This is a genomic window from Bacillus sp. FJAT-27245 (assembly GCF_001273955.1).
In the GTDB taxonomy this organism is placed as follows: Bacteria; Bacillota; Bacilli; order Bacillales; family Cytobacillaceae; genus Bacillus_D.
Window position 1 is genome coordinate 2,777,109 of sequence record NZ_LIGI01000001.1, and the last position, 21,889, is coordinate 2,798,997.

The 21,889-nt window shown below is 46.8% G+C and carries 23 protein-coding genes; 8 read left to right on the forward strand and 15 right to left on the reverse strand.

Annotation, left to right across the window (positions count from 1 at the left end; genetic code table 11):
• Window positions 1–106: 106 nt before the first annotated feature.
• Both ADU24_RS13630 and ADU24_RS13635 read right to left on the reverse strand, forming a co-directional pair.
• Complete coding sequence (locus ADU24_RS13630) at window positions 107–1,324, reverse strand: MFS transporter (RefSeq protein WP_053367149.1); 1,218 nt, start codon at window positions 1,322–1,324, stop codon at window positions 107–109.
• Window positions 1,325–1,445: 121 nt separating this feature from the next.
• Window positions 1,446–2,054, reverse strand: coding sequence for a superoxide dismutase (locus ADU24_RS13635; RefSeq protein ID WP_053367150.1), 609 nt, complete (start codon window positions 2,052–2,054; stop codon window positions 1,446–1,448).
• 319 nt (window positions 2,055–2,373) lie between these two features.
• Here ADU24_RS13635 and ADU24_RS13640 point away from each other — a divergent pair, with 319 nt between their 5' ends.
• Window positions 2,374–3,069, forward strand: a complete 696-nt coding sequence (locus ADU24_RS13640) for a Crp/Fnr family transcriptional regulator (protein ID WP_053367151.1) — start codon at window positions 2,374–2,376, stop codon at window positions 3,067–3,069.
• Window positions 3,070–3,440: 371 nt separating this feature from the next.
• On the opposite strand, the gene ADU24_RS13645 is transcribed toward ADU24_RS13640, so the two are convergent.
• Window positions 3,441–3,923 carry a DUF456 domain-containing protein gene (locus ADU24_RS13645; protein ID WP_053367152.1) on the reverse strand — a complete coding sequence of 161 codons (483 nt, stop codon included), beginning with the start codon at window positions 3,921–3,923 and terminating at the stop codon, window positions 3,441–3,443.
• A gap of 147 nt (window positions 3,924–4,070) precedes the next feature.
• Between ADU24_RS13645 and ADU24_RS13650 the strand changes: the two genes are divergently transcribed.
• The 3 genes from ADU24_RS13650 (at window position 4,071) to ispG (ending at window position 6,497) form a co-directional block, all read left to right on the forward strand.
• The gene (locus tag ADU24_RS13650; protein ID WP_053367153.1) at window positions 4,071–4,841 is read left to right on the forward strand and encodes a DUF1189 domain-containing protein; all 771 of its coding nucleotides are present in this window, start codon (window positions 4,071–4,073) and stop codon (window positions 4,839–4,841) included.
• A 114-nt stretch (window positions 4,842–4,955) separates the two neighbouring features.
• The gene (locus tag ADU24_RS13655) at window positions 4,956–5,276 is read left to right on the forward strand and encodes a LysM peptidoglycan-binding domain-containing protein (RefSeq protein ID WP_053367154.1); all 321 of its coding nucleotides are present in this window, start codon (window positions 4,956–4,958) and stop codon (window positions 5,274–5,276) included.
• Between the two features lie 114 nt (window positions 5,277–5,390).
• Window positions 5,391–6,497: a flavodoxin-dependent (E)-4-hydroxy-3-methylbut-2-enyl-diphosphate synthase gene (gene ispG / locus ADU24_RS13660; protein ID WP_053367155.1), complete on the forward strand. Its 1,107-nt coding sequence runs from the start codon at window positions 5,391–5,393 to the stop codon at window positions 6,495–6,497.
• 53 nt (window positions 6,498–6,550) lie between these two features.
• On the opposite strand, the gene ADU24_RS13665 is transcribed toward ispG, so the two are convergent.
• Window positions 6,551–7,021: a DUF308 domain-containing protein gene (locus ADU24_RS13665; protein ID WP_231689617.1), complete on the reverse strand. Its 471-nt coding sequence runs from the start codon at window positions 7,019–7,021 to the stop codon at window positions 6,551–6,553.
• Between the two features lie 208 nt (window positions 7,022–7,229).
• On the opposite strand from ADU24_RS13665, the gene ADU24_RS13670 reads away from it, so the two are divergent.
• Window positions 7,230–7,790: a 5' nucleotidase, NT5C type gene (locus ADU24_RS13670; protein WP_053367156.1), complete on the forward strand. Its 561-nt coding sequence runs from the start codon at window positions 7,230–7,232 to the stop codon at window positions 7,788–7,790.
• Window positions 7,791–7,813: 23 nt separating this feature from the next.
• On the opposite strand, the gene ADU24_RS13675 is transcribed toward ADU24_RS13670, so the two are convergent.
• The 3 genes from ADU24_RS13675 to ADU24_RS13685 are packed head-to-tail and all read right to left on the reverse strand — an operon-like array spanning window position 7,814 to window position 9,851.
• The gene (locus ADU24_RS13675) at window positions 7,814–8,224 is read right to left on the reverse strand and encodes a Fur family transcriptional regulator (protein WP_053367157.1); all 411 of its coding nucleotides are present in this window, start codon (window positions 8,222–8,224) and stop codon (window positions 7,814–7,816) included.
• 5 nt (window positions 8,225–8,229) lie between these two features.
• Window positions 8,230–9,081 carry a metal ABC transporter permease gene (locus ADU24_RS13680; RefSeq protein ID WP_053367158.1) on the reverse strand — a complete coding sequence of 284 codons (852 nt, stop codon included), beginning with the start codon at window positions 9,079–9,081 and terminating at the stop codon, window positions 8,230–8,232.
• The gene (locus ADU24_RS13685) at window positions 9,075–9,851 is read right to left on the reverse strand and encodes a metal ABC transporter ATP-binding protein (protein ID WP_053367159.1); all 777 of its coding nucleotides are present in this window, start codon (window positions 9,849–9,851) and stop codon (window positions 9,075–9,077) included. The genes ADU24_RS13680 and ADU24_RS13685 overlap by 7 nt, the downstream gene beginning before the upstream one ends.
• Before the next feature lie 147 nt (window positions 9,852–9,998).
• Here ADU24_RS13685 and ADU24_RS13690 point away from each other — a divergent pair, with 147 nt between their 5' ends.
• Window positions 9,999–10,253: a DUF2624 domain-containing protein gene (locus ADU24_RS13690; protein ID WP_053367160.1), complete on the forward strand. Its 255-nt coding sequence runs from the start codon at window positions 9,999–10,001 to the stop codon at window positions 10,251–10,253.
• A 102-nt stretch (window positions 10,254–10,355) separates the two neighbouring features.
• Here ADU24_RS13690 and ADU24_RS13695 read toward each other — a convergent pair whose 3' ends face one another.
• Window positions 10,356–11,249 carry a deoxyribonuclease IV gene (locus ADU24_RS13695; RefSeq protein ID WP_053367161.1) on the reverse strand — a complete coding sequence of 298 codons (894 nt, stop codon included), beginning with the start codon at window positions 11,247–11,249 and terminating at the stop codon, window positions 10,356–10,358.
• A gap of 24 nt (window positions 11,250–11,273) precedes the next feature.
• A complete protein-coding gene (locus ADU24_RS13700) occupies window positions 11,274–12,587 on the reverse strand; it encodes a DEAD/DEAH box helicase (protein WP_053367162.1) in 1,314 nt (437 codons plus the stop codon).
• Window positions 12,588–13,017: 430 nt separating this feature from the next.
• On the opposite strand from ADU24_RS13700, the gene vrrA reads away from it, so the two are divergent.
• On the forward strand, window positions 13,018–13,644 hold the full coding sequence (gene vrrA / locus ADU24_RS13705; RefSeq protein ID WP_082306914.1) for a VrrA/YqfQ family protein: 627 nt from the start codon (window positions 13,018–13,020) through the stop codon (window positions 13,642–13,644).
• A 171-nt stretch (window positions 13,645–13,815) separates the two neighbouring features.
• Window positions 13,816–14,775 carry a 4-hydroxy-3-methylbut-2-enyl diphosphate reductase gene (locus ADU24_RS13710; RefSeq protein WP_053367164.1) on the forward strand — a complete coding sequence of 320 codons (960 nt, stop codon included), beginning with the start codon at window positions 13,816–13,818 and terminating at the stop codon, window positions 14,773–14,775.
• Between the two features lie 38 nt (window positions 14,776–14,813).
• On the opposite strand, the gene ADU24_RS13715 is transcribed toward ADU24_RS13710, so the two are convergent.
• From ADU24_RS13715 to dnaG, 6 genes are all read right to left on the reverse strand, one after another.
• Window positions 14,814–15,929 carry a Nif3-like dinuclear metal center hexameric protein gene (locus tag ADU24_RS13715; protein ID WP_053367165.1) on the reverse strand — a complete coding sequence of 372 codons (1,116 nt, stop codon included), beginning with the start codon at window positions 15,927–15,929 and terminating at the stop codon, window positions 14,814–14,816.
• The gene (locus ADU24_RS13720) at window positions 15,926–16,636 is read right to left on the reverse strand and encodes a tRNA (adenine(22)-N(1))-methyltransferase (RefSeq protein ID WP_053367166.1); all 711 of its coding nucleotides are present in this window, start codon (window positions 16,634–16,636) and stop codon (window positions 15,926–15,928) included. The genes ADU24_RS13715 and ADU24_RS13720 overlap by 4 nt, the downstream gene beginning before the upstream one ends.
• A gap of 254 nt (window positions 16,637–16,890) precedes the next feature.
• On the reverse strand, window positions 16,891–17,259 hold the full coding sequence (gene cccA / locus ADU24_RS13725; RefSeq protein WP_053367167.1) for a cytochrome c550: 369 nt from the start codon (window positions 17,257–17,259) through the stop codon (window positions 16,891–16,893).
• A 258-nt stretch (window positions 17,260–17,517) separates the two neighbouring features.
• Entirely contained in the window at window positions 17,518–18,660 is a 1,143-nt protein-coding gene (locus ADU24_RS13730) for an acyl-CoA dehydrogenase (RefSeq protein WP_053367168.1), read from the reverse strand.
• 256 nt (window positions 18,661–18,916) lie between these two features.
• Complete coding sequence (rpoD, locus tag ADU24_RS13735; RefSeq protein ID WP_053367169.1) at window positions 18,917–20,035, reverse strand: RNA polymerase sigma factor RpoD; 1,119 nt, start codon at window positions 20,033–20,035, stop codon at window positions 18,917–18,919.
• 39 nt (window positions 20,036–20,074) lie between these two features.
• Window positions 20,075–21,877 (reverse strand): DNA primase, encoded by a 1,803-nt coding sequence (dnaG, locus tag ADU24_RS13740; RefSeq protein WP_053367170.1) that lies wholly within the window; start codon window positions 21,875–21,877, stop codon window positions 20,075–20,077.
• Window positions 21,878–21,889 lie beyond the last annotated feature (12 nt).

Sequence of the window (21,889 nt, forward strand, 5' to 3'; positions counted from 1 at the left end):
ATTTTATCGGAAAGTGAAAACTTTTTCTATCTGGAATCCCTTTCCAACGGCCCAAATATCACGGAAACGTTGAAAATGGCTCCAAAGGCCCAGCTAGCGCTCAACCTCAAGGAGAAGAAAGGTGGACTTTTTTGACGAAGAAATAAATGAAGCTATGTCCTGCCCCCAAGATAAGCAGGACGACCGGAATGCTTTTATGCCAATCAAAAAGGGTTACCGCCAATAGGAATACCCCGATAGAAATAATCCTTCCTATATTTAAAAATACTTCCCGGACTACAATGTACTCAATTCGCATTTCAGCTGCCTTCCAGCTCCTGCCGATCACATCATACGTAATTGACATATACGGAACAAGCAGGAGCGGATAGGCGATTGCTATTGCCGTTCCATACACGAGCAATTTCGCAAACGTAACATCCTTGAAAATAAGAAAAACTGCACCATACAAAATTAGGCCGCCAAGAAGGATGGCTTTTTTCCGCCTTTTCTTTTTAATCAACCGTGAAACTGCAAAATAGGCGATGAAGGAAACCCCAGAGTTCAGCAAACCGAATGTCCCGAGTGACAGTTCGCTGCCAGTGGATAAAAACACATAAACAGAAATGACGAACACAAATGTGCCTTCCCTCAATCCCTGGAACAGATGGGCGTTTGTAATAAGCCGCCAATTTTGGTTCCTTCCCCGCTCCGACAAAACTTCCTTAAAGGCATATTTCCCTTCAGATGGCCGCCGTTTGAGGAAGAAACTAAGTACGACCGCAAGCACAAAAAGGGTCAGGGATAATCCAAACACGGCCATATAGCCTTTCATTCCGCCGATTAGTGTAATAATGAACCCGGAGGCAATCGGCCCAATCATCCCTCCGGCTGAAGAAAGAATTCCAAGGAAGCCGTTAAAAAAGTCCCTTGTTTCCGGCTCTGTTATTTCAAATGTGAGGACATTAAAGGCGAGCCAATAAAAGCCATAGCCAATTCCGAGCAGCCCTCCGAGAAGCATGAGCATACGGGATGCCCCTGTCCCGGCGGCGAGGACAGATAAATAAAACAGGGCAAGAAAAATGACACCTGTACGGAGGACAATAATCCGGTCTACCTTTTTCGCCCATCTTCCCGCAACTATGAAAGTGAGCGGCTGAAGGACGACAATCGAGAGATTATATAAGCCGATTTCGGTAAAATCACCTGATTGCTTCCATAAATAAACATTCACGAACGAGTTGGACAATGCGACACTTAGAGAGTAAAGGCCGCCAAGCGCAAGAAGAAGCGCAAGCTCCCTCGTAATCGATAATTCCCCTAGAATCCGAAGTTTTTTTGCCATATGAAAACTCCCTTTTTTCTTAAAGGTAGTCTTCATCACCGGCCTGTTTTCTATTCCCTTTAAAAAACCCCAAAAGAAAAAAGGCAGAAAATCTCTGCCTTTTTCCACTCGTATTCAATCTTTACTTCGCTTCGTTGTAACGCTTTGCCACTTCACCCCAGTTGACGACATTCCAGAATGAATTGATGTATTCCGGACGGCGGTTCTGGTATTTCAGATAGTAGGCATGCTCCCAAACATCCAATCCAAGGATTGGCGTTTTCCCTTCCATTAATGGCGAGTCCTGGTTAGGGGKGCTTGTGATTTCAAGCGCGCCATTATTGACAACGAGCCAGGCCCATCCTGAACCAAAGCGGGTTGTTGCAGCTTTCGCAAACTCTTCCTTGAAAGATTCCAGGCTGCCAAATTTGCTGCTGATCGCATCCGCCAATTCTCCTGATGGCTCGCCCCCGCCATTCGGGGAAAGGATCTGCCAGAAAAGGGTATGGTTCGCATGACCCCCTCCATTGTTGCGGACAGCGGTCCTTGCTGATTCCGGAACAGCATCGAGATTGGAAATGACTTCTTCAACCGTTTTGGAAAGAAGTTCTTCATTTCCTTCAAGCGCGTTATTCAGGTTCGTAACATATGTGTTATGGTGCTTCGTATGGTGAATGTTCATTGTTTCCTTGTCGATGTGCGGCTCAAGCGCATCATACGCATAAGGAAGCTGAGGCAATTCGAATGCCATGGACAACTCCTCCTATGTACTGGTTTTATTTTTTGAAAATTTCCTAAGCTTATGCAGCTTAAGATTAGCAAAATTTTCATCGCGATTCAAATGAAACGCTCGCGGCTACTGATACCGTTCCCCTCATTATTCTATTTCATTCCATCCTTGTTCAGCGCCCACAAAAATTCGGTAAATTGTCAATTTCAGAAAAATCCAGCGCTGTCAACGATTTAAGTCATAACTGCCGTTAATGGATTCCAATAAATGTAAAAACGATGTTGACATGCTGTATATAATCTTTTTTAATCAAAGTGATGGCACAAAAGGAGTTGCGGATATGCAGGAAAACACTGTTTCTTTATACAAATTGCTGAGCCACTTTTTTGGGGGCAGGGAGCCTATTCAAAAAATTAAAGCCGGAACGGTCCTTTTCCATGAAAGGGACCGCGTCGAGCATATTTATCTCATTCAAAAGGGCAGCGCCGCGATTGGCCGTGTCCACCTAAAAGGAAAAGAATTTATTTTAAAAATCCTTAATGAAAGAGAAATGATTGTCGAATATCAATTGTTCAAGCCGCTTTCACGCTACCATTTCTCAGCCAAGGCGCTAACCGACTGTGAATTGCTAGTTATAAAACGGGAGCAGTTCGAGGAATTCGTGATGAACGACCCCAACGCCATGTTCGCACTTGTGTCATGGCTGAGCACCTCCTACCTGAAAGCGCAGATGAAATGCCAGGACCTGATTATGAATGGAAAAAAAGGCGGCCTATACTCCATCTTAATCCGCCTTTGCAATTCGTATGGAGTTCCAAGTGAGGATGGCATTCTGATTGACCTGCCCCTCACCCATCAGGAACTTGCCAATTTAACGTACGGAACGCGGGAAGTAATCCAAAGAAGCTTGAAGGAGTTAAGGGACAACGGCATTATCAGCTATGACCAGCAAAAGTTTACCGTAAAAAAACTTTCCTATTTAAGGCAGGAAGTCGACTGCCAAAATTGCGCCCATGAAATTTGCGGATTGAATTAGGGAATGCGGGTATCGGAATTTTTGAAATGAACCAAGAAGTCTTTTTAGTGTGAGCTCATGATTGTAAACTGAGTGCCTGGCCCCGAACGTTTCGCCGAGATTAGCAGTCGGCCACTCGTGAGGGAACAGGCATTCTTTTTGTCCGAGTCCCCGAAAAAAGCATTTTAGTGACCGGACAGCAGGACATAACAGGGCATTCGGGCATTAAAAGAAAAAAATTATACGATAGAATTCCTTGCAACAAAAGAAAAATCCAAATCACACTTATGTTGGTTAAGTAACGACATAACCCACAAAAGGATGATTTGAATGATAATTACTATTACATTTCCATCAATCATACTAAAGGATGAATTTTAGCTTGTAGACTTCTAAAGAACCATATAGAGGAAGTAGGCGACCATTCCCGCCTGGATGACGGTTTTTGCTGCAGCCCCTCCAATAAAACCAATAACGGAACCAAATCCAATTTTGGCGCTGTCAGCGAGCCCTTTCCTGCTGATAAGCAATTCCGCGGCAATTGCGCCGATAAACGGGCCAAGGATAATTCCCGCGAAAGGCAGGATAAAAGGGCCGGCGATGAGCCCAATCGTGCTCCCCCAAACCGCCGCCTTCGAACCCCCGTATTTTTTTATCCCAAACACATTGGCGGCATAGTCGGCAATAAACAGCAACACTGTAAACAGCACCTGAATTGTCCAGAAAAACCAGTTGAATGGCTCAAAAGAAACAAAAAAGCCGTACACGAGGAATCCCGCGAAGATAAACAGGACACTCGGAATAATCGGGAAAAAAATCCCGACAAACGCAATAATAAACAATAAAATAACAATCCCTAATATAATGCTTTCCATTAACTAATGCTCCTTTTCCACAATATAAAATCCCATTACCCCTTTACCCCCGCCTGCTATGGATAACCACCGTGCTTATTTGTGCTTGTGATTACCACTATATAAAGATAAAATGAAAGGGCTGAAACTTGTTAGGGGTGTGTGTTCATGAATGTTTTTAAACAAATGTACAAAAGTTTGTATTCCCCGCGGGACATTGCCATTTACCGGTTTCAGGGTATTGGCAAAACGATTCTCTATGTGTTTCTTCTAACATTGCTATCGGTCCTGCCTACCTTTTACCATTTTAGCATCGCAATTACAAATGGGATACAGGCTGCAGAGGAAATCATCAGGGAAGAACTTCCCGATTTTACAATTAAAAATGGTGTACTGGAGACGGAAAACAATCTGCCTGTCACGATTGACCGTGATGGATTTTCAATAACAATCGATCCAACTGGTTCGGTGAGCGGCAAGGATTTGGCGGCCACAGGAACCGCCTTTGGGTTATTGAAGGATGAGTTTGCACTAGCGGCTGGAGGTAACGTCCAGACCTATTCCTATTCGATGATTGACGCATCAGAAATTGGCAAACAGGATTTCGTTGACTTTTTCGCTTCAATGGATGGTGCCGCCTATATTATTCTTCCGATCGCATTTGTTTTCATCTATCTTGTATCATCCGCGATGAAATTCATTGAAGTCAGCGTCCTCGCGATGATGGGCCTGATTTTGAAAAATATGGGCGGAAGGCACCTGAACTATGGCCACCTATGGAGAATGGCGGCTTACAGCGTAACGATTTCAACCGTCTTCTTTACAATCATGGAAGCCATTCAAACATCTGTTCCAAACGGTTTCCTCATTAACTGGCTCGTATCGGCAATCGTTCTGTACCTTGCGATTAACGAAACGCCGGCTCCTAAAAAAGCATAATCCGGCACGCGAAAATGGCAGTCCCACTTTGGGGGCTGCCATTTTTTATTTTGGCTGTACTATTCTCTGGAACGCGGCATATATATGAAAAAAATCGCGCTGGAGGCCTGTCCCATGAAAAAAATGATTATCGCCGTTTTTTTTGCCGCCTTGCTTGTTAGTATGTATGTTGACCTGACTGCCGGCACATTGCCCGTATCAATCGCAGCCCCTCCTTTAAAAAGCGCCGAGCCAGCCACCCTTGAAATGCCAAACTTCACAGCAGCCGTCGAGCCAGGCCAGACGTTGCTTTCGATTGTGGAACAGAAACGGGGCAAAAGCCCGAATGTATCAATTGCCAAATTGATTGCCGATTTTCAGTTGCTCAATCCAGGAGTGTCACCAGAACGCCTCCAAATTGGGAAGGAGTACCGGTTCCCGGACTATGGACGTTAGGGACATGCAGAAAAAGCTCCTTGCCTTGTAAGATTGCCCGGCTACTGATAAAATAATGAAGTATTGATTTAAAAAAGATTAACTTCAATCGGTACGCAAAGGAGCGAATCGCACGTGAATGAAATTATACATCGAACAAAAACCCGCCCTATAAAGGTTGGAAACTTAACAATCGGCGGGAATAACGAACTTATCATACAGAGCATGACGACGACGAAAACCCACGATGTCGAGGAAACCGTCGCCGAAATAAAGAGGCTTGAGGACGCGGGATGCCAAATCGTCCGTGTTGCCTGTCCGGATGAACGGGCGGCCAATGCGATAGCCGAAATCAAAAAGCGGATCAACATCCCCCTTGTTGTCGACATCCACTTCGACTACAAGCTTGCTCTTAAAGCAATTGAAGGCGGAGCTGATAAAATCAGGATCAATCCGGGAAATATCGGCAGACGCGAAAAAGTGGAAGCTGTCGTAAAAGCTGCGAAAGAACGCGGCATTCCAATCAGGATCGGCGTCAATGCCGGTTCCCTTGAAAAAAGGATTCTTGAGAAATATGGCTATCCAACCGCCGATGGCATGGTTGAAAGCGCGCTTCACCATATCAAAATTCTTGAAGACCTAGATTTCCATGATATTATCGTCTCGATGAAAGCATCCGACGTAAATCTTGCTATTGAAGCCTATGAGAAGGCTGCCAGGGCATTTGATTATCCTCTTCACCTCGGGATTACCGAGTCAGGGACACTTTTCTCAGGCACGGTAAAAAGTGCCGCCGGCCTTGGTGCGTTATTGAATATGGGAATCGGCAATACGCTTCGGATTTCGCTTAGTGCAGATCCAGTCCAGGAAGTGAAAGTCGCACGCGAGCTCCTGAAGGTATTTGGGCTTTCCTCAAATGCGGCAACCCTTATTTCCTGTCCGACTTGCGGAAGGATTGAAATCGACCTGATCAGCATTGCCAATGAAGTCGAAGAATATATCTCGAAAATCAAGGCACCTATAAAAATTGCTGTGCTTGGCTGCGCCGTTAACGGCCCGGGGGAAGCGCGCGAGGCGGATATCGGCATTGCCGGCGCCCGCGGCGAAGGATTGCTCTTCCGGCATGGTGAAATTATCCGCAAAGTACCGGAAGAAACAATGGTAGAGGAACTGAAAAAGGAAATTGACGTCCTCGCGGAGGAATACTTCAAAAAGAAGGCACTTGAAAAACAAGGTGTGTAAACGGCAAGAGGCCAGGCAAACGCCCGGCCTCTTTTCCATTGCCCCTGATAAAGCTAGAAAAAGGGTGTAATAAAGATCCCGATGATGAGAGAAATCGCACCGATGCCAATTGCCCATCCGCCGGATTTTGTCGCCCCTCTGCGCATCGCCAGAAACCCAATGATGATTCCTGCCGCGCCGAGAATGACCGGCATGACGAACAACGACAAAATTGCCGAGACGAGAGCCGCAAAGCCAAGCATCCCTCCCGCGGTATCCCGGTCCATTTCACGACCGCCGGCCCGCTGCCCTTCCCTGTTCTGCCTGACAGAAACAGGAGCAGCTATTTCCGCCGCCGTTTCTTCCTGATAGCCAGTATTGCCTGTGCCTGAAGCCGAAGCACTGCTGTTCATGCCCGGCGTACCGGTCGGTTCAGGAAGAAGCAGGACCGATTCCGTGGAGGTTTCTTCATTATAATTGGAAGGCTGCCCTTCCCGGCTGTAATTTTGCTGCATCGTGTTGTTATCCCTTGATTGATCGGCCACCTAAAATCCCTCACTTTCAAAAGGTAGGAGCCTTCTTAGTGTTTACTTGCCCGCTTTTTTTACTATGTCAATCTTTGCAAGGACTACAAGCAAAAGCAAAGGATTTTTGGTAAAATGAAGTGAAACCTCCAGCAGAGGTCATTAAAAGTAGGTAAACTGATATTGTGAAGAATTTGCGGACTGAAAGCGACAAAAGGAGTTTACATTCATGAAGAGAATCGGAATTGACATCGATGGAACCGTAACATCCCCTTCAAGCATCTTGCCATATATAAACAAAGCCTTTAACCTTAATGTAACCCTGGATGATGTAAAGGAGTACGACCTCCTGCACCTTGTGGACATTTCGAGAGAGCAGTTTGCCGAGTGGTTTAAAGGGGCGGAGCCGGAAATTTACAAAGGCTCCCCGCTTGCTGAAGGTGCCAGGGAGGTGCTAACGGAGTGGGCAAACAGCTATGAGCTTTATTTTATAAGCGCCAGGGCATCCCATTTGCTTGAGTTAACCAAGCAATGGTTCACGGACAACGAGCTTGCTTTTCACCATATTGAATTAATTGGGACACACAACAAAATCGCCACAGCCAAAAAATATAACGTGGATTTATTTTTGGAGGACAAGCACGACAATGCGGTTACCATTCATGAGGAATGCGGAATTCCGGTTTTATTGTTCGATACCCCGTACAACCGTGAACCCATTCCCGAAGGCGTCATTCGGATTGCAAACTGGCAGGAGGCAAATGATTGGATTGAAAAATTGAGCAAATAAAAAACAGCCATGGGGCTGTTTTTTTATATACATTCCGGGCATTTACCATATATTTCAAACTTGTGGCCTGATACATCGTAGCCATTCAGATCTTCACCAAGCCCATCCATCGGGCATGTCCCGAGCTCCTTGGTCTTCCCGCAGTCCAGGCAGATAAAGTGGTGGTGATGCGATGTCCGTGAGCAGGTGAACCGGAAATGCTTCTCTCCTGAAAGATCAGTTGTTTCAAGTATCCCAAGCTCCGCGAATAAGGACAAATTCCTGTATATCGTATCGAAGCTTAGGCCAGGGTATTCCCCCTTCAACCTTTCGAGGACATCCTTCGCTGTTAAATATTTATCGCTATCGGAAAAAAGCTGGAGCATTTCTTCCCTTTTTCCTGTATGCTTATATCCTTTTTCCTTTAAGAAATCAAGCGCTTCGTTTACATCCATTCCAATCACCCCTGTGCGAATCTTCTTTTTAAGGCCGCCTTTTTAAAAATAATAGCGCCAGCCAAAATCGCAATCGCGAGAAGGACAATCGTTCCGCCTGGTGCCAAATCGAGATAGTAGGCGGCAATAAGGCCGCCAAAAACCGAAATTTCCCCAAACGCCACTGATAAAAAGATTGCCTGTTTAAAGCCCTTTGCTATTCTCATGCTTGCCGCGACCGGTAGGGTCATAAGCGACGAAACGAGGAGAATGCCGACAATCCTCATGGAGGCTGCAATAACAAGCGCGACCATGACAATAAAAATAAAATGGATTGCCTTTGCAGGAATTCCTGAAGCTTTCGCATGTTCTTCGTCAAACGAAAGCAAGAATAACTCCTTGTACAGCAAGGCAACAACCGCCACAACAAATACACTGATAGCCGCTATCGTCCAAACATCCACGCGGCTGACAGCGGTAACACTCCCAAACAAATAGCCAAAAAGGTCCGAATTGAATCCATCTGCAAGCGAGATGAAAATAACCCCTATTCCAATCCCCCCGGAAAGGATGATTGGAATGGCAAGCTCCTGGTAATGTTTATACACGCCGCGCAGCTTTTCGATGAACAATGAACCCGCCACTGAAAATGCCATACCCATATACAAAGGATTGATGGCTCCTGAGAGGCCAAGCTTTTTTTCGATAAAAAGGCTTGCAGCAATGCCGGATAACGTGACATGGCTCAAGGCGTCCGCGATGAGGGACAGGCGCCTCACCACAATGAAGACTCCCAGAAGCGGAGCAATAATCCCAATTAGTGCCCCGGAGAGAAACGCATTCTGTAAAAATTCATACCGAAGAATTCCGCTTAACATCTTCCCGCCTCCTCATGATGATGGTGGTCAAGAAGATGGACACCGTGCCCATAGATGTCGGATAGCCCTTTTTCCGCAAGCTCCCCGAACTCACCGGCTTCTCCATGGAAATGGAGATGCTTATTCAGGCAGGCAACATGTGTAACGGTTTCGGAGATCGTCCCAATATCATGGGTCACGAGCAAAAGGGTAATCCCCCGCTCCTTATTCAATGTTTCAAGCATGTCATAAAAAACATCGACGCGCCTCGCATCAACGCCTACGGTTGGTTCGTCAAGGATGAGCAGTTCCGGATCGCTCACGAGGGCTCTTGCGATGAAAACCCTCTGCTGCTGGCCGCCTGAAAGCTCTCCGATATTTCTATCGAAAAACTCAGCCATCCCGACTGATTCAAGCGCTTTTTTGACCTTCTGCCGGTCACTGCCGCGCAAGAAACGGAACAGTCCTATTTTCCTTGTCAGCCCGCTGGAAACCACTTCCTCAACCGTTGCTGGAAAGCCCGAATTGAACGAGTTTGCTTTTTGTGAAACATATCCTATTTTATCCCACGCTGAAAAAGCGCCGATCGGTTTCCCAAACAGGCGGATTTCCCCTTCCTGGGGATCCAGGAGACCGAGAATCAATTTTAGGAGGGTCGATTTTCCGGATCCATTTGGTCCGACAATTCCGAGAAAAGCTCCTTTTGGAACAGTTAAATTTATATCCTCGAGGACTTTTTCCTTCTCATATCGATAGGACAGCCTCTTTATTTCAATAACTGGCACAGCCATATAATCACCTTAATTTTAAGAATCATTCCGATTTACGTTATGTAGTATACCCCAGTTATCGCTTCTTGTAAAGCCGCCCACACATTCAGGTATTTTTTTGCACTGTTTCTCGGCGATGAACATACATTAGGAAGGGGAGTGATAAGAATGAAGATTTTTGAAAATATTATCAACCATAAAATAAATACCATAACGACGGACGAACTGCTGAATTACGCCGCCCAGTTCGAAATTTCCATCAATAGAAGCCAGGCAACCAAGATTGCCGCATACTTACGGGGGAGGCATGTTAATATTTTTGATAGCTCCCAAAGAGCTACAATTATTAAAGAAGTCGCCAAAATTTCGGGCCCTGATACCGCCCGGGAAGTAAACAAACTTTTTCTTAAATTCACCAGTTGAAAACCAGAAGAAAAAAGCCTTCTGCCCTGCGCCCTGGAGCGCGGACAGGAGGCTTTTTCCCATCTTGTTGGCTTAGCCAATTACAATCTGTGGAACAGCTGGCTATACATGTGCCGGAAGGCCTTTCAGGCTTGCATCAAAAACCTTGTTCCGAAGCATTTCGATTTCATGCTTATAAGGAGGCTTTTGGTTTTTCTTGTCCTCCCCAACATATGGCGTTTCCAGGATTTTTGGAACGTTTATTAATTGGGGATGATGGACAATCGCGCATATCGCATCGAAGCCGATATGGCCGTATCCGATATTTTCATGGCGGTCCTTCTTCATTCCTACAGCATTTTTGCTATCGTTGATATGAAGGACTTTCAGCCTGTCAATCCCGATAATTTTATCAAACTCAGCAAGGACGCCGTCAAAATCGTTGACGATGTCATAGCCGGCATCGTGTGTATGGCAAGTATCAAAACAGACTGACAACTGGTCATTATAAATAACCCCATCCATAATCATCGCCAGTTCCTCGAAGGTTTTTCCGCATTCCGAGCCCTTGCCAGCCATCGTTTCAAGCGCTACCTGTACTTTTTCATTGCCGGTAAGCACTTCATTCAACCCTTCGACGATCTTCTTAATGCCTTCTTCCGTACCAGCGCCAACATGGGCACCGGGATGGAGGACGATTTGGGTTGCGCCAATCGCTTCCGTCCTTTCGATTTCTGAGCGCAAAAAGTTTACGCCCAATTCAAAGGTAGCCGGGTTGACCGTATTCCCGATGTTAATGATGTAGGGGGCATGGACGATAATTTCCTCAATACCGTTCTCCTCCATATGCCTTCTGCCTGCCTCAATATTTAGCTCCTCAATCTTTTTCCTTCTTGTATTTTGAGGTGCCCCGGTGTAAATCATAAATGTATTTGATCCATAGGAAACAGCTTCCTTACTGGCCGCAAGCAGCATATCCTTCCCGCTCATCGACACATGAGAGCCAATCTTCAACATATTCCCTTCTCCTTTCACCCTTGCCTACTTCTTTTTGTTCAGCCTGTTTTGCCTTTTCTTTATTTTAGCTATTTCGGCATTCATCTTTTTCTTATAACCTGGTTTCACCTTGCTCGGCGCCTTGACCATCGATTTGGCTACTTTATCGGCTTTATCTTCCGTTTTCTTTCTAGTTTTCCGCTTGTTCCGGTCGGCAATTTCAACAAGGCCTTCCTTCCCGAAGTCGACATGCTTGAAGGTGATGCCCATTTTTCCCAGCCTGTTGAGAGCATCTTCGTCCGATGGGTCATACACCGTCAACGCAATTCCGGAATAGCCGGCCCGAGCCGTCCTGCCGACCCTGTGGATATAAAAATCCAAATCACTCGGCAATTCATAATTGATCACATGGCTAACGCCTTCAATATCGATTCCACGGGCGGCAAGGTCGGTCGCCACAATATATTGATACTCCAAATCCTGAATTTGCTTCATCATTTTTTTTCGTTCGCGCGGATTGAGGTCGCCATGGACCCTGCCAACTTTCAACCCTTCACCAATCAGGTAGTCCGCTACTTCGTCAGCCATTTTCTTTGTATTCGTAAATACGATGGCCAAATACGGATTGAATGCCCGGAGAACATTTGAAACGATTTGCTTCTTGTTTTTATGCCTTGAAGGCAATAGCCAATGCTCCAGGTTTTCCGCCGCTTTCTTCCTTGGCTCAATATGGATATATTTTGGGTTTTCCATATATTTTTTTAGAAAAGGCTTCAGCTTTTCAGGAATGGTTGCCGAGAAAACAAGTATCTGCAGCTTCTCGGGCATTCTCGATGCAACCTTGTCGACATCCTCCAGAAAGCCCATATCCAGCATTAAATCAGCCTCGTCGATGACAAGCGTTGCCGCGGTGTGTACGAATAAAGCCTGTTCCTGGATTAGGTCATTGATGCGGGAAGGAGTGCCGACAACGATGTGCGGCTGGACTTTCAGCTTCTCAATCGTCTTTTGCTTGTCCGTTCCACCGATATAATTGCGGATTCTGATTTCTTCAGGGCCGTCATAATATTCGGCGGCCTTCAAAAACTGGTGGTAAATTTGGCTCGCCAATTCCCGTGTAGGAGCGGTAATCACCGCCTGCACTTCCTGGCGGCCAGGGTCAAGTTTATCAAGAATCGGCAGCAAATAGGAATGTGTTTTTCCTGTCCCTGTCCTGGACTGCCCAATCGCGCTCTCTCCCTTTAGCGCTGCGGGAATCATTTGCTCCTGGATATCTGTCGGCTTTGTGAAGCCGAGCGACTCCACAGCCTCTATAAGAAATGGTTTAAGCTTGAATCGTTCAAATTGGTTTACACTCATTTTATTGCTCCTTAAGTTCAATTGATGGAACAGACTTATCCATCCTGTAATTATAGTAAAGTTTCGGCTAAATCTCCACAAGAAACGATGTTATATAGGTTGAAATAAAAATTGGGTTCCAAATGTGAACGAGGTGGTTGATTTCCGCTCCGGGCATTTCGCTTTCAGCGGGGCGTCAGTGGAGCCTCCTCGGAGCAAAGCTCCTGCGGGGTCTCCCCTTGCCGCTCAATCCCGCAGGAGTCTACATGCCTGAGCTCCAATCAACCAGCTTCCCAAACTATTGGGTGTAATTATTAAGTTCAACCTATATAGTTTCATCATTTGCAATTTCCATGCTTTTCATTAAGTTTTCCTTCCCATTGGGTTCCTTAACATTATTGAAAAAACTGCATAGTTTAAAAAGAGGATATTTTTTTGAAAGGAGACTGTCATGATGCCACCTATGCCGCAAATGCGGAGGCAAGGAGGATTCGGACGGATGCCGATGGGAGGGCCGCCGTTCGGGAGGCAGCCGGGATTTCCAGGCCAACAACGGCCTCCCCTTATGGGTCCAATGAATCCAATGCAAAGACAGCCGTCGAGGGGGGGAGGCCTCCTGGCAAGGCTGTTTGGCAGGTCGGGCCCAGCCCAGGCGGCGGCCGGGCGCGGAGGCGCAGCCGCAGGGGCCGCGGGCCAGGCAGGGACCGGTTCTTTACTGAAGTCGCTTGGGAATCCAGAGGCACTAAATACTTTTCTTGCGAATACCCAAAATGTACTTAACACCGCCCAGCAATTTGGCCCGATAATCGAACAGTACGGACCGCTTTTCAGGAATCTGCCTGCGATGTGGAAATTGTACCGTGGACTTAAAGACTCCGACGATGGCAATGCAGCCGCTTTAGGCAAAGCTTCGGAAAAAGAAACACAGGAAACCAAACCTGAAAAGCCGGCAGCTTCAACCATGCCGCAGGAAAGCCGCAGAAAAAACAATCCTGCCTCACCACCCACTAGCCAACCTGCGCGCGAAAGCAAGCCCGAACCTGTACGGGGCGAATCAAAGCCCAAACTCTTTATTTAATGACTCTGGGAACTTTCTTTACAAGAGCAAATAAGCAAGGCTTATATGGCGGGCGCCGGATTCGGAGCCCGCTCCCATTTGCACCTGGATTTTATAGACTTTGAAGTATTGCTCCAAGTCCTATATACTATATACATAGTATTGAAGTAAGACCTTGACAGGAGGCGCGTTATGAAAATCATTAAAATTTCACCGCGGGGTTATTGCTATGGCGTTGTTGATGCCATGGTCATTGCCAGAAATGCGGCATTAGATAAATCGCTTCCCCGGCCTATTTATATCCTGGGGATGATTGTCCATAATAAACATGTGACGGATGCGTTTGCTGAAGAAGGCATCATTACCCTGGACGGCAACAACAGAAGAGAAATACTCGAAAAAGTAGATAAGGGAACAGTCATTTTCACCGCCCACGGAATTTCTCCGGAAGTGCGCAATCTTGCGAAGGAAAAGGGGCTCGTCTCCATTGACGCAACGTGCCCTGACGTCACAAAGACGCATGAACTGATCCGCGAAAAGGAAGCGGAAGGCTTTAAAATCATTTACATCGGCAAAAAGGGCCATCCCGAACCAGAAGGTGCTGTTGGCGTTGCGGCACCGGGAACTGTCTTCCTTGTCGAAACCTCAGAAGATGTCGATGCCCTAGAAATCGGCCATGATAAAATCATTGTCACAAACCAGACAACCATGAGCCAATGGGATGTTGCCGAAATCATAAATAGGGTTAAGGAAAAATATCCACATGCCGAAGTCCACAGGGAGATTTGCATGGCTACACAGGTACGCCAGGAAGCCGTTGCCGAGCAGGCGGGTGAGGCGGACGTCCTGATTGTCGTTGGGGATCCCATGAGCAACAACTCGAACCGGCTCGCCCAAGTCTCCGAGGAAATTGCTGGTACGAAAGCCTATCGGATCGCCGATATTTCGGAGCTTGACCTTGAGTGGCTGAAAGATGCTTCGACAGTGGCGGTTACTGCTGGGGCTTCCACTCCGACGCCAATTACGAAGGAAGTCATTTCCTTCCTTGAGCAGTATGATCCGGAAAACCCGGCAACGTGGGATAGGACAAAGAATGTCCCGCTTGCAAAAATCCTTCCGAAAGTAAAAAATCCTGAACTAAAGTTACAATAAGCAAAAAACCGGCTGACCTCAGCCGGTTTTTTTCTATCTTAAATAACATTGAATGGATTGGTATCGATTTCTGATGCAAGGACTTCGGCATCATATCCCGCCTCTGCGCAAAGGCCGGCAAGGACGGAAGCAAGACCCTTTTTCATGATTTTTTCGACATTGTGCCCCGGGTCGATGATATTAAGTCCAAGCATAAGGGCATCATGGGCGACATGGTAGTAAATATCCCCGGTGACATACACATCCGCACCTTTGAATTTCGCCTGTGAAAAATACTTATTTCCATCGCCGCCAAGAACGGCTGCTTTTTTCACCTTGGCATCAAGATTCCCGACAACCCGGACCGCTTCTACCCCGAGATCCGCTTTTACCTTTTCGGCAAACTCACGAAGGGTCATTTCTTGAACCGTTCCGATTCTGCCAAGTCCCAGGGTGGCCCCTTTGTTTTCTACCGGGTAAACGTCATAGGCGGGCTCCTCGTACGGATGCGCTTTTATCATGGCACTTACAACCTTCTTTACAAACCTTTCAGGCACAATGGTTTCGATTCTTGCTTCACCAACTGCTTCAATCTTGCCTTCACTGCCGATGAACGGATTAGTGCCCTCTCCCGGAAGAAACCTTCCAGTCCCTTCTGTGGAAAAAGAGCAATGGCTGTAGTTGCCGATGGCACCTGCACCTGCATTCCCCATCGCTTCCCTTACCTGGCCGGCATGCTCGTTCGGGACAAAAACGACAACTTTTTTTAATCGCTCCTCATATGTAGGGACAAGCACTTCCGGATTTTCCAGGCCGAGTGCCGCAGCGAGCATGTCGTTTACACCGCCAGTCGCTACATCAAGATTCGTATGGGCCGCATAGACGGAAATGTCGTGCTTGATTAATTTTTCAAAAATCCGCCCTTGGGCCGTATCGGTTGCAAGTTTCGCCAATGGCCTGTAAATAGGTGGATGGTGGGCGATAATGAGCTGCACGCCCTTTTCAATGGCTTCGTCTACGACTTCCTCAACCAAATCGAGGGCAACCAAAACCTTGTCAACCGGCCTGTTCAGTTGGCCAATCTGCAGGCCAATCCGATCCCCTTCCATCGCGTATTCCTTCGGTGAAAAGGATTCCATTAATCGAATTAACTCATGTCCGTTTATTTTTTTCAATTTGCGAGTACCTCCTCCACCATCCTGATTTTCCCGAACAATTCTTCCTTTTTCTCATCCACATCAGTGGATGGCTGCGCTTTATCCAACTGGGACAGAACTCTTTGCCAGTTCTCTTTCTCTAGCGTCCATTTTTTAATAAAGGCCGTTTCTTTGCGCTTCAGCAAAAATGGGCCAAACAAAATGCCTCTTTCCAACTCAGCCTTATACGGAGCTTCGGGATTCCCCTTTTCCGCCACCAGGACCTCATAAATTTTTCCGTCCTCTTCAAGGATTTCTTCGTCAATCAGCTCCCATCCGTTCCTGAAGAGCCACTCCCGAACGGAATTGGCTCCGACATTCGGCTGAAGGACCAGCCTTTTTACCCCTGGAAGCTTATCTTTACCAGCCTCAAGTATATCGGAAATCAGGACGCCGCCCATTCCGGCTATCGTAATGCAATCGGCTTCCCCAGGTTTCAGGACCTCTAGGCCATTTCCTAACCTGACTTCGATCCTATCCTGAAGGCCTGTAGCTTCCACCTGCCTTTTCGCGGACTGGTAAGGCCCCTCGACCACTTCCCCCGCAATAGCCGAGGGTATATGCCCCTGTTTCGCCAGGTAGCATGGCAAATAGGCATGGTCTGAGCCTATATCTGCAACACTCGCGCCTTTCGGGATAAAAGAAGCAACTGTCCCAAGGCGTTTCGATAATTGTTCAGCATTCAAATTAAGCACCACTTTTCACTTTTACGTTTCTCTACAAGTATAAAAAAAGTCCTTTACAGATGCAAAGGACTTGGATTAAAACAAAAAGGAGCAATCTCCTTATCCTTAGTGACTGAACGGTAGCTGGCTGCCCCGCCTTCAGGCTAAAAGAAGAATAACAAACTTCTTACGGTCAGGAGCTTCTCACTAAATACCCTAAAACAATAGTAAAGCTGCCGCCCGGATGGACGGGCAGCAGCTTTCGCATTTTGCAATTATTTCTTTTCAGCAAGCCATTTGGCCATGGCATCAGCTTCGGCTCCCTTTACAAGACCGGCAGGCATGCCACCTGTAGTACCATTAACGAGAATGTCTTTGATTCCGGCTTCATCAAGCCTAGAACCAACATCGTCCAATTTAGGGCCCATTCCGCCTTCGAGATTTTCCCCGTGGCAATTGATGCAGCCTGTGGATTTGTACAGCTCCTCAGGCTTTGCGGCTACCTCGGTCTTTTCGCCGCCACCTTTCTTATCGCCTTCTGCAATTTCCTTCATGTCGCCAAGCCCCTTGAAGGAAAGCAAGAAAATTAACCCGATACCCATTACCATAATAAGAATAAATGGAATGACTGGATTGCGATTCATGAAATTCCCCTCCCTTATGTACGAACAAATGCGTGTAATATACAAACAACTACTATTTTAGCCGAAAATCTCCAGAAGGAAAAGCATTAAGTTACTTTTGTCACATTTTATTAGCACCAGTACTGAATCCTGGCATTCCCGATTATAAAAGCCACAAAAAAAACTGCGGATTCTAGTCTGGAGACTCTTTTAAAAAAAAACAAAAGGCTGGCTGTAAAAACACCCAGCCAGCCTTTTCGAGGAGGCCTCTTGCCAGAATTAGCTGCAGCCAATTTCCCTTGCAATGACGATGCGCTGGATTTCCGATGTTCCCTCCCCAATTTCCAGCAGTTTGGCATCCCTCATATAGCGTTCAACATGATAATCCTTCATATAGCCGTATCCTCCATGGATCTGGACGGCCTGGTCAGTGACTTCCATGCAAATTTCCGATGCATAGAGCTTACACATCGCTGCTTCCTTCGTGAATGGCTTACCGTTGTCCTTAAGCCATGCAGCCTTATACACCATTGTCCTTGCCAGCTCGATTTTCATCGCCATATCGGCAAGTTTAAACTGGATAGCCTGGAAGGATGAAAGCGACTTTCCAAACTGCGCCCTTTCTTTCGCATACTGGAGAGCCTTGTCATAGGCTGCCTGGGCAATCCCGACAGCCATCGCCCCAATGCCGATCCTCCCTCCGTCAAGCGTAATCAGGAACTGTTTGAAGCCTTCTCCCCTTTTCCCAAGAAGGTTCTCGGCCGGAACCTTGACGTCCTCAAGGACAAGTTCCGTTGTATTGGATGAATGCAAGCCCATTTTTTCATAGTTGTCGATTACCTTAAAGCCCTTTGCATCCGTTGGAACGATAATAGCGCTAATTTCCTTGCCGGCTTCCGTTTGGCCGGTAACCGCCGTCAAAGCGAGATGCTTTGCATAGCTTGCATTTGTAATAAAGCACTTGCTGCCATTGATGACCCATTCCCCATTTTCTTCTTTTGCGAAAGTCCTTGTACCACCGGCATCTGAACCTGCGTTTGGCTCAGTAAGCCCGAAAGCCCCAAAAGATTCACCCGTGCAGATAGGGGTAAGGTACTTCCGTTTTTGCTCCTCGGTGCCGAACATATTGATCGGAGCGCCGCCAAGGGAAATATGGGCAGAATATGTGATACCGGTCGAGCCGCAAGCCCGGCTAAGCTCTTCAGTGACAATCGCGAAGCTTATCGTATCAGCCCCGCCACCCCCATACTCTTCGGGGAATGGCAGCCCCATGATGCCCATTTCCCCTAGCTGTTTAAAAATTTCATGTGGGAACTGCTTCGTCCGGTCCCTCTCCAAGGCTCCCGGCGCCACTACTTCATCGGCAAACTCCCTGATTGTCTTTTTTATCATTTCCTGCTCAGATGTTAAATTGAAATCCATGTTTACCCCTCCAAGTGCTATGTATGCGCTTTCTTAACCATTATATGGCGGGGTAAATATTTTCTCAACATTTATAACTTTTAGAAAAGGGTTTATAATTAAAAAACACCCACATGGCCATTTGCATTCGCATTCCATTTTAAGTAAAATAGAGCAAGGTAAAAAAAAGAGCCTGCCCTTACGTAAAAGGCAGGCTACTCATCCATGTGGAGCACGGATGTAATCATCCATGAAAACCTCCGCTGGAAGGCTTATTTTATTCAAGAAAATCTTTCAGGCGCTTGCTTCGGCTCGGGTGCCTCAGTTTCCTGAGTGCCTTTGCTTCGATTTGCCTGATACGTTCCCTAGTTACGCCAAAGACCTTTCCGACTTCTTCAAGCGTCCTGGTACGGCCATCATCTAGCCCAAACCTGAGGCGCAGGACATTTTCTTCGCGGTCGGTTAGGGTGTCAAGGACATCTTCGAGTTGTTCCTTCAACAATTCGAACGCGGCATGCTCAGAAGGAGAAGTTGCATCCTGGTCCTCGATGAAATCGCCAAGATGGGAATCGTCTTCCTCCCCGATTGGCGTTTCAAGTGATACAGGCTCCTGCGCAATCTTAAGAATTTCCCTTACTTTGTCCGGAGTAAGGTCCATATCCTCGGCAATTTCTTCCGGAGTTGGTTCGCGACCGAGATCCTGAAGCAACTGCCTCTGGACCCTGATTAGCTTGTTGATTGTTTCAACCATATGGACAGGAATCCGGATGGTTCTTGCTTGGTCTGCGATTGCGCGCGTAATTGCCTGGCGAATCCACCATGTTGCATACGTGCTGAATTTAAAGCCTTTGCGGTAGTCGAATTTTTCCACCGCCTTGATCAATCCCATGTTTCCTTCCTGGATCAGGTCAAGGAAAAGCATGCCACGGCCCACATACCGTTTGGCGATGCTGACAACCAGGCGGAGGTTGGCTTCCGCAAGACGGCGTTTCGCTTCCTCGTCGCCTGCCTCGATCCGATTGGCAAGTTCGATTTCCTCCTCGGCGGAAAGCAGGTCGACACGTCCAATTTCCTTTAAATACATACGGACAGGGTCATTTATTTTTACACCGGGAGGGACACTCAAGTCATTGAGGTCGAATTCCTCGTCATCGTCTTTTGCTATTTTCGGATCCGCCTCTTCATTGTCTCCGACCAGGTCAATTCCCTGGTCGCCAAGGTATTCGTAAAACTCATCCATCTGGTCGGAATCCAGGTCATAATTTGCCATTTTTTCAGCTATATCGTCATAGGCAAGGTGGCCAACTTTTTTACCCAGTGCTGTTAATTGGTCTTTCACTTGTTCAACGGTCAATTCATTCTCGACCTCGTTTGACCGTGCTGATTTTTCAGCCATAGGTCCCCCTCCTTCAAAATTCAGGCATATCGCATTGCATTACAATGATTTTTGCAATTCAATTATTTCTTTGCCCAGCTCCATCGCTTTACGGTAATCCTTTTGGGCATCCGCTTCTTTTTGGAGATTGCGTTTTTCTTTTATTTTTAACAACTTTTGATATTTCAACACCTGATGGATATAATCTTTGAGTTCTTGCTCGCCCAATTCTTCATTGAGCGTCATCATTTCGATATCGGCAACCATCCTCCTAAGCTTTTCATCCTTAATATAATTCAGGAACTCTCCCAATTCGAATTGTTCCTTTTCCTCATAATAACCGAAAAGATACGTGATGATTGCCTGGTGCTCATCATGGTTGAACGTGGTGCCTTTAAGCATTTCCTGTATTTTATAGGCGTTCTCCCGGTCCCTGAGCATATGGGCGATCATTCTGCGCTCCGCATTGTAGTGGGCGGGCCTAAGCGCCGAGGATATGACGGGAATCGGCGGAAGCTCCCTTTTTTGGGGCTTCCCTTCCTGCCTGTTGCTTTTTTGGGCATTTTCCGCCATTTGCTGCTTCAATGCTTCCAGAGACAATGAGAATTCAGCCGCGAGCTGCCGTAAATAATGATCCTTTTCAACCGCTTTTTGGAGGCTGCTTATTTCGCTTACTATCTTTTCGATATAGGAAAGCCTATCTCCTTCATTTTGAAGATTTTTTCCCCTGCGATAGTAATGAAATTTAAATGACATTAATGTAAGGCTTGAGCCTAAAATTTCGTTCCTGAACTTTTCGGCTCCGAATTTCCTTATATAGTCATCGGGATCGAGGCCATCAGGCATCAATGCCACGCGGATTTCAATTCCAGCTTCCGTAAGCATGCCTGCCGCCCGGTAAGCTGCTTCGATTCCGGCATTGTCCGAGTCGTAGCAGATTGTCACAACTTGGGCATTTCTCCGGATGAGGGAGATATGTTCCTGGGTCAACGATGTCCCCATTGTCGCAAGGCCATTTTCCACCCCGGCCCTGTAGGCTGCGATTGAATCGGCAAATCCTTCGAAAAGTACGGCATGGTGATGCCGGCGGATAACCGGTTTCGCCAAATGGAAGTTATAAAGGACTTTGCTTTTATTGAAGATTGGCGTTTCGGGGCTGTTCAGATACTTGACATCCTCCCCGCCCAGGGCCCTTCCCGAAAAAGCAATCGGTTTTCCATTTTGGTCGAACAAAGGGAACATAATCCTGTTCCTGAAACGGTCAAAGTACGTGCCATCTTTCTCCCTCTTGATAATGAGGCCCGCTTTTTCCATTTCTTCGGCCTTAAAACCCCTTTTTTGAAGGAATTTCGTAACGAATTCCCAGGAATCAAGGGCATAGCCAATTTGGAAGGTGTCGATTGCCTCCCTCGTAAATCCCCGTGACAGCAGGTATTCAAGGGCTTCCTGCCCATCCTTTGTATTTACCAGCAAATGGTGATAAAATTTTACAAGTAAATCATGGGCTTCGAAATATGGCTGCAAACCTGCCTGCCTGGCACTTTCCGCTTCTGTGGCGGCGTGGGTGATTCCAAGATCCATCCCCGCCCGATCGGCAAGTTTGGATGCGGCTTCTACAAATGGCATTCCTTCGAGGTCCATTAAAAAAGAAAAAACATTTCCGCCCGCCCCGCAGCCAAAGCAATAATAAATCTGCTTGTCGGGAGAAACGGAAAAGGATGGTGAATTTTCACCGTGAAACGGGCACAGGCCAAAATAATTCCTGCCCTGTTTCTTCAGCTGCACATATTCACCGATAAAATCCACTATATCAACAGATTGCCTAATCTGATTGACTTTTTCTTCGGGGATGCGTTCAGCCATGAAAACAACTCC

Excerpts from the sequence above, each read along its gene's own strand:
- ADU24_RS13630 (WP_053367149.1), bottom strand. The coding sequence starts at position 1,324 with ATGGCAAAAAAACTTCGGATTCTAGGGGAATTATCGATTACGAGGGAG.
- cccA (WP_053367167.1), bottom strand. The coding sequence starts at position 17,259 with ATGAATCGCAATCCAGTCATTCCATTTATTCTTATTATGGTAATGGGT.
- ADU24_RS13710 (WP_053367164.1), top strand. The coding sequence starts at position 13,816 with ATGAAAATCATTAAAATTTCACCGCGGGGTTATTGCTATGGCGTTGTT.
- ADU24_RS13730 (WP_053367168.1), bottom strand. The coding sequence starts at position 18,660 with ATGGATTTCAATTTAACATCTGAGCAGGAAATGATAAAAAAGACAATC.
- ADU24_RS13680 (WP_053367158.1), bottom strand. The coding sequence starts at position 9,081 with ATGTTAAGCGGAATTCTTCGGTATGAATTTTTACAGAATGCGTTTCTC.
- ADU24_RS13645 (WP_053367152.1), bottom strand. The coding sequence starts at position 3,923 with ATGGAAAGCATTATATTAGGGATTGTTATTTTATTGTTTATTATTGCG.
- ADU24_RS13650 (WP_053367153.1), top strand. The coding sequence starts at position 4,071 with ATGAATGTTTTTAAACAAATGTACAAAAGTTTGTATTCCCCGCGGGAC.
- ADU24_RS13695 (WP_053367161.1), bottom strand. The coding sequence starts at position 11,249 with ATGTTGAAGATTGGCTCTCATGTGTCGATGAGCGGGAAGGATATGCTG.
- ADU24_RS13675 (WP_053367157.1), bottom strand. The coding sequence starts at position 8,224 with ATGGATGTAAACGAAGCGCTTGATTTCTTAAAGGAAAAAGGATATAAG.
- rpoD (WP_053367169.1), bottom strand. The coding sequence starts at position 20,035 with ATGGCTGAAAAATCAGCACGGTCAAACGAGGTCGAGAATGAATTGACC.
- dnaG (WP_053367170.1), bottom strand. The coding sequence starts at position 21,877 with ATGGCTGAACGCATCCCCGAAGAAAAAGTCAATCAGATTAGGCAATCT.
- vrrA (WP_082306914.1), top strand. The coding sequence starts at position 13,018 with ATGATGCCACCTATGCCGCAAATGCGGAGGCAAGGAGGATTCGGACGG.
- ADU24_RS13640 (WP_053367151.1), top strand. The coding sequence starts at position 2,374 with ATGCAGGAAAACACTGTTTCTTTATACAAATTGCTGAGCCACTTTTTT.
- ADU24_RS13690 (WP_053367160.1), top strand. The coding sequence starts at position 9,999 with ATGAAGATTTTTGAAAATATTATCAACCATAAAATAAATACCATAACG.
- ADU24_RS13700 (WP_053367162.1), bottom strand. The coding sequence starts at position 12,587 with ATGAGTGTAAACCAATTTGAACGATTCAAGCTTAAACCATTTCTTATA.
- ADU24_RS13655 (WP_053367154.1), top strand. The coding sequence starts at position 4,956 with ATGAAAAAAATGATTATCGCCGTTTTTTTTGCCGCCTTGCTTGTTAGT.
- ADU24_RS13685 (WP_053367159.1), bottom strand. The coding sequence starts at position 9,851 with ATGGCTGTGCCAGTTATTGAAATAAAGAGGCTGTCCTATCGATATGAG.
- ADU24_RS13670 (WP_053367156.1), top strand. The coding sequence starts at position 7,230 with ATGAAGAGAATCGGAATTGACATCGATGGAACCGTAACATCCCCTTCA.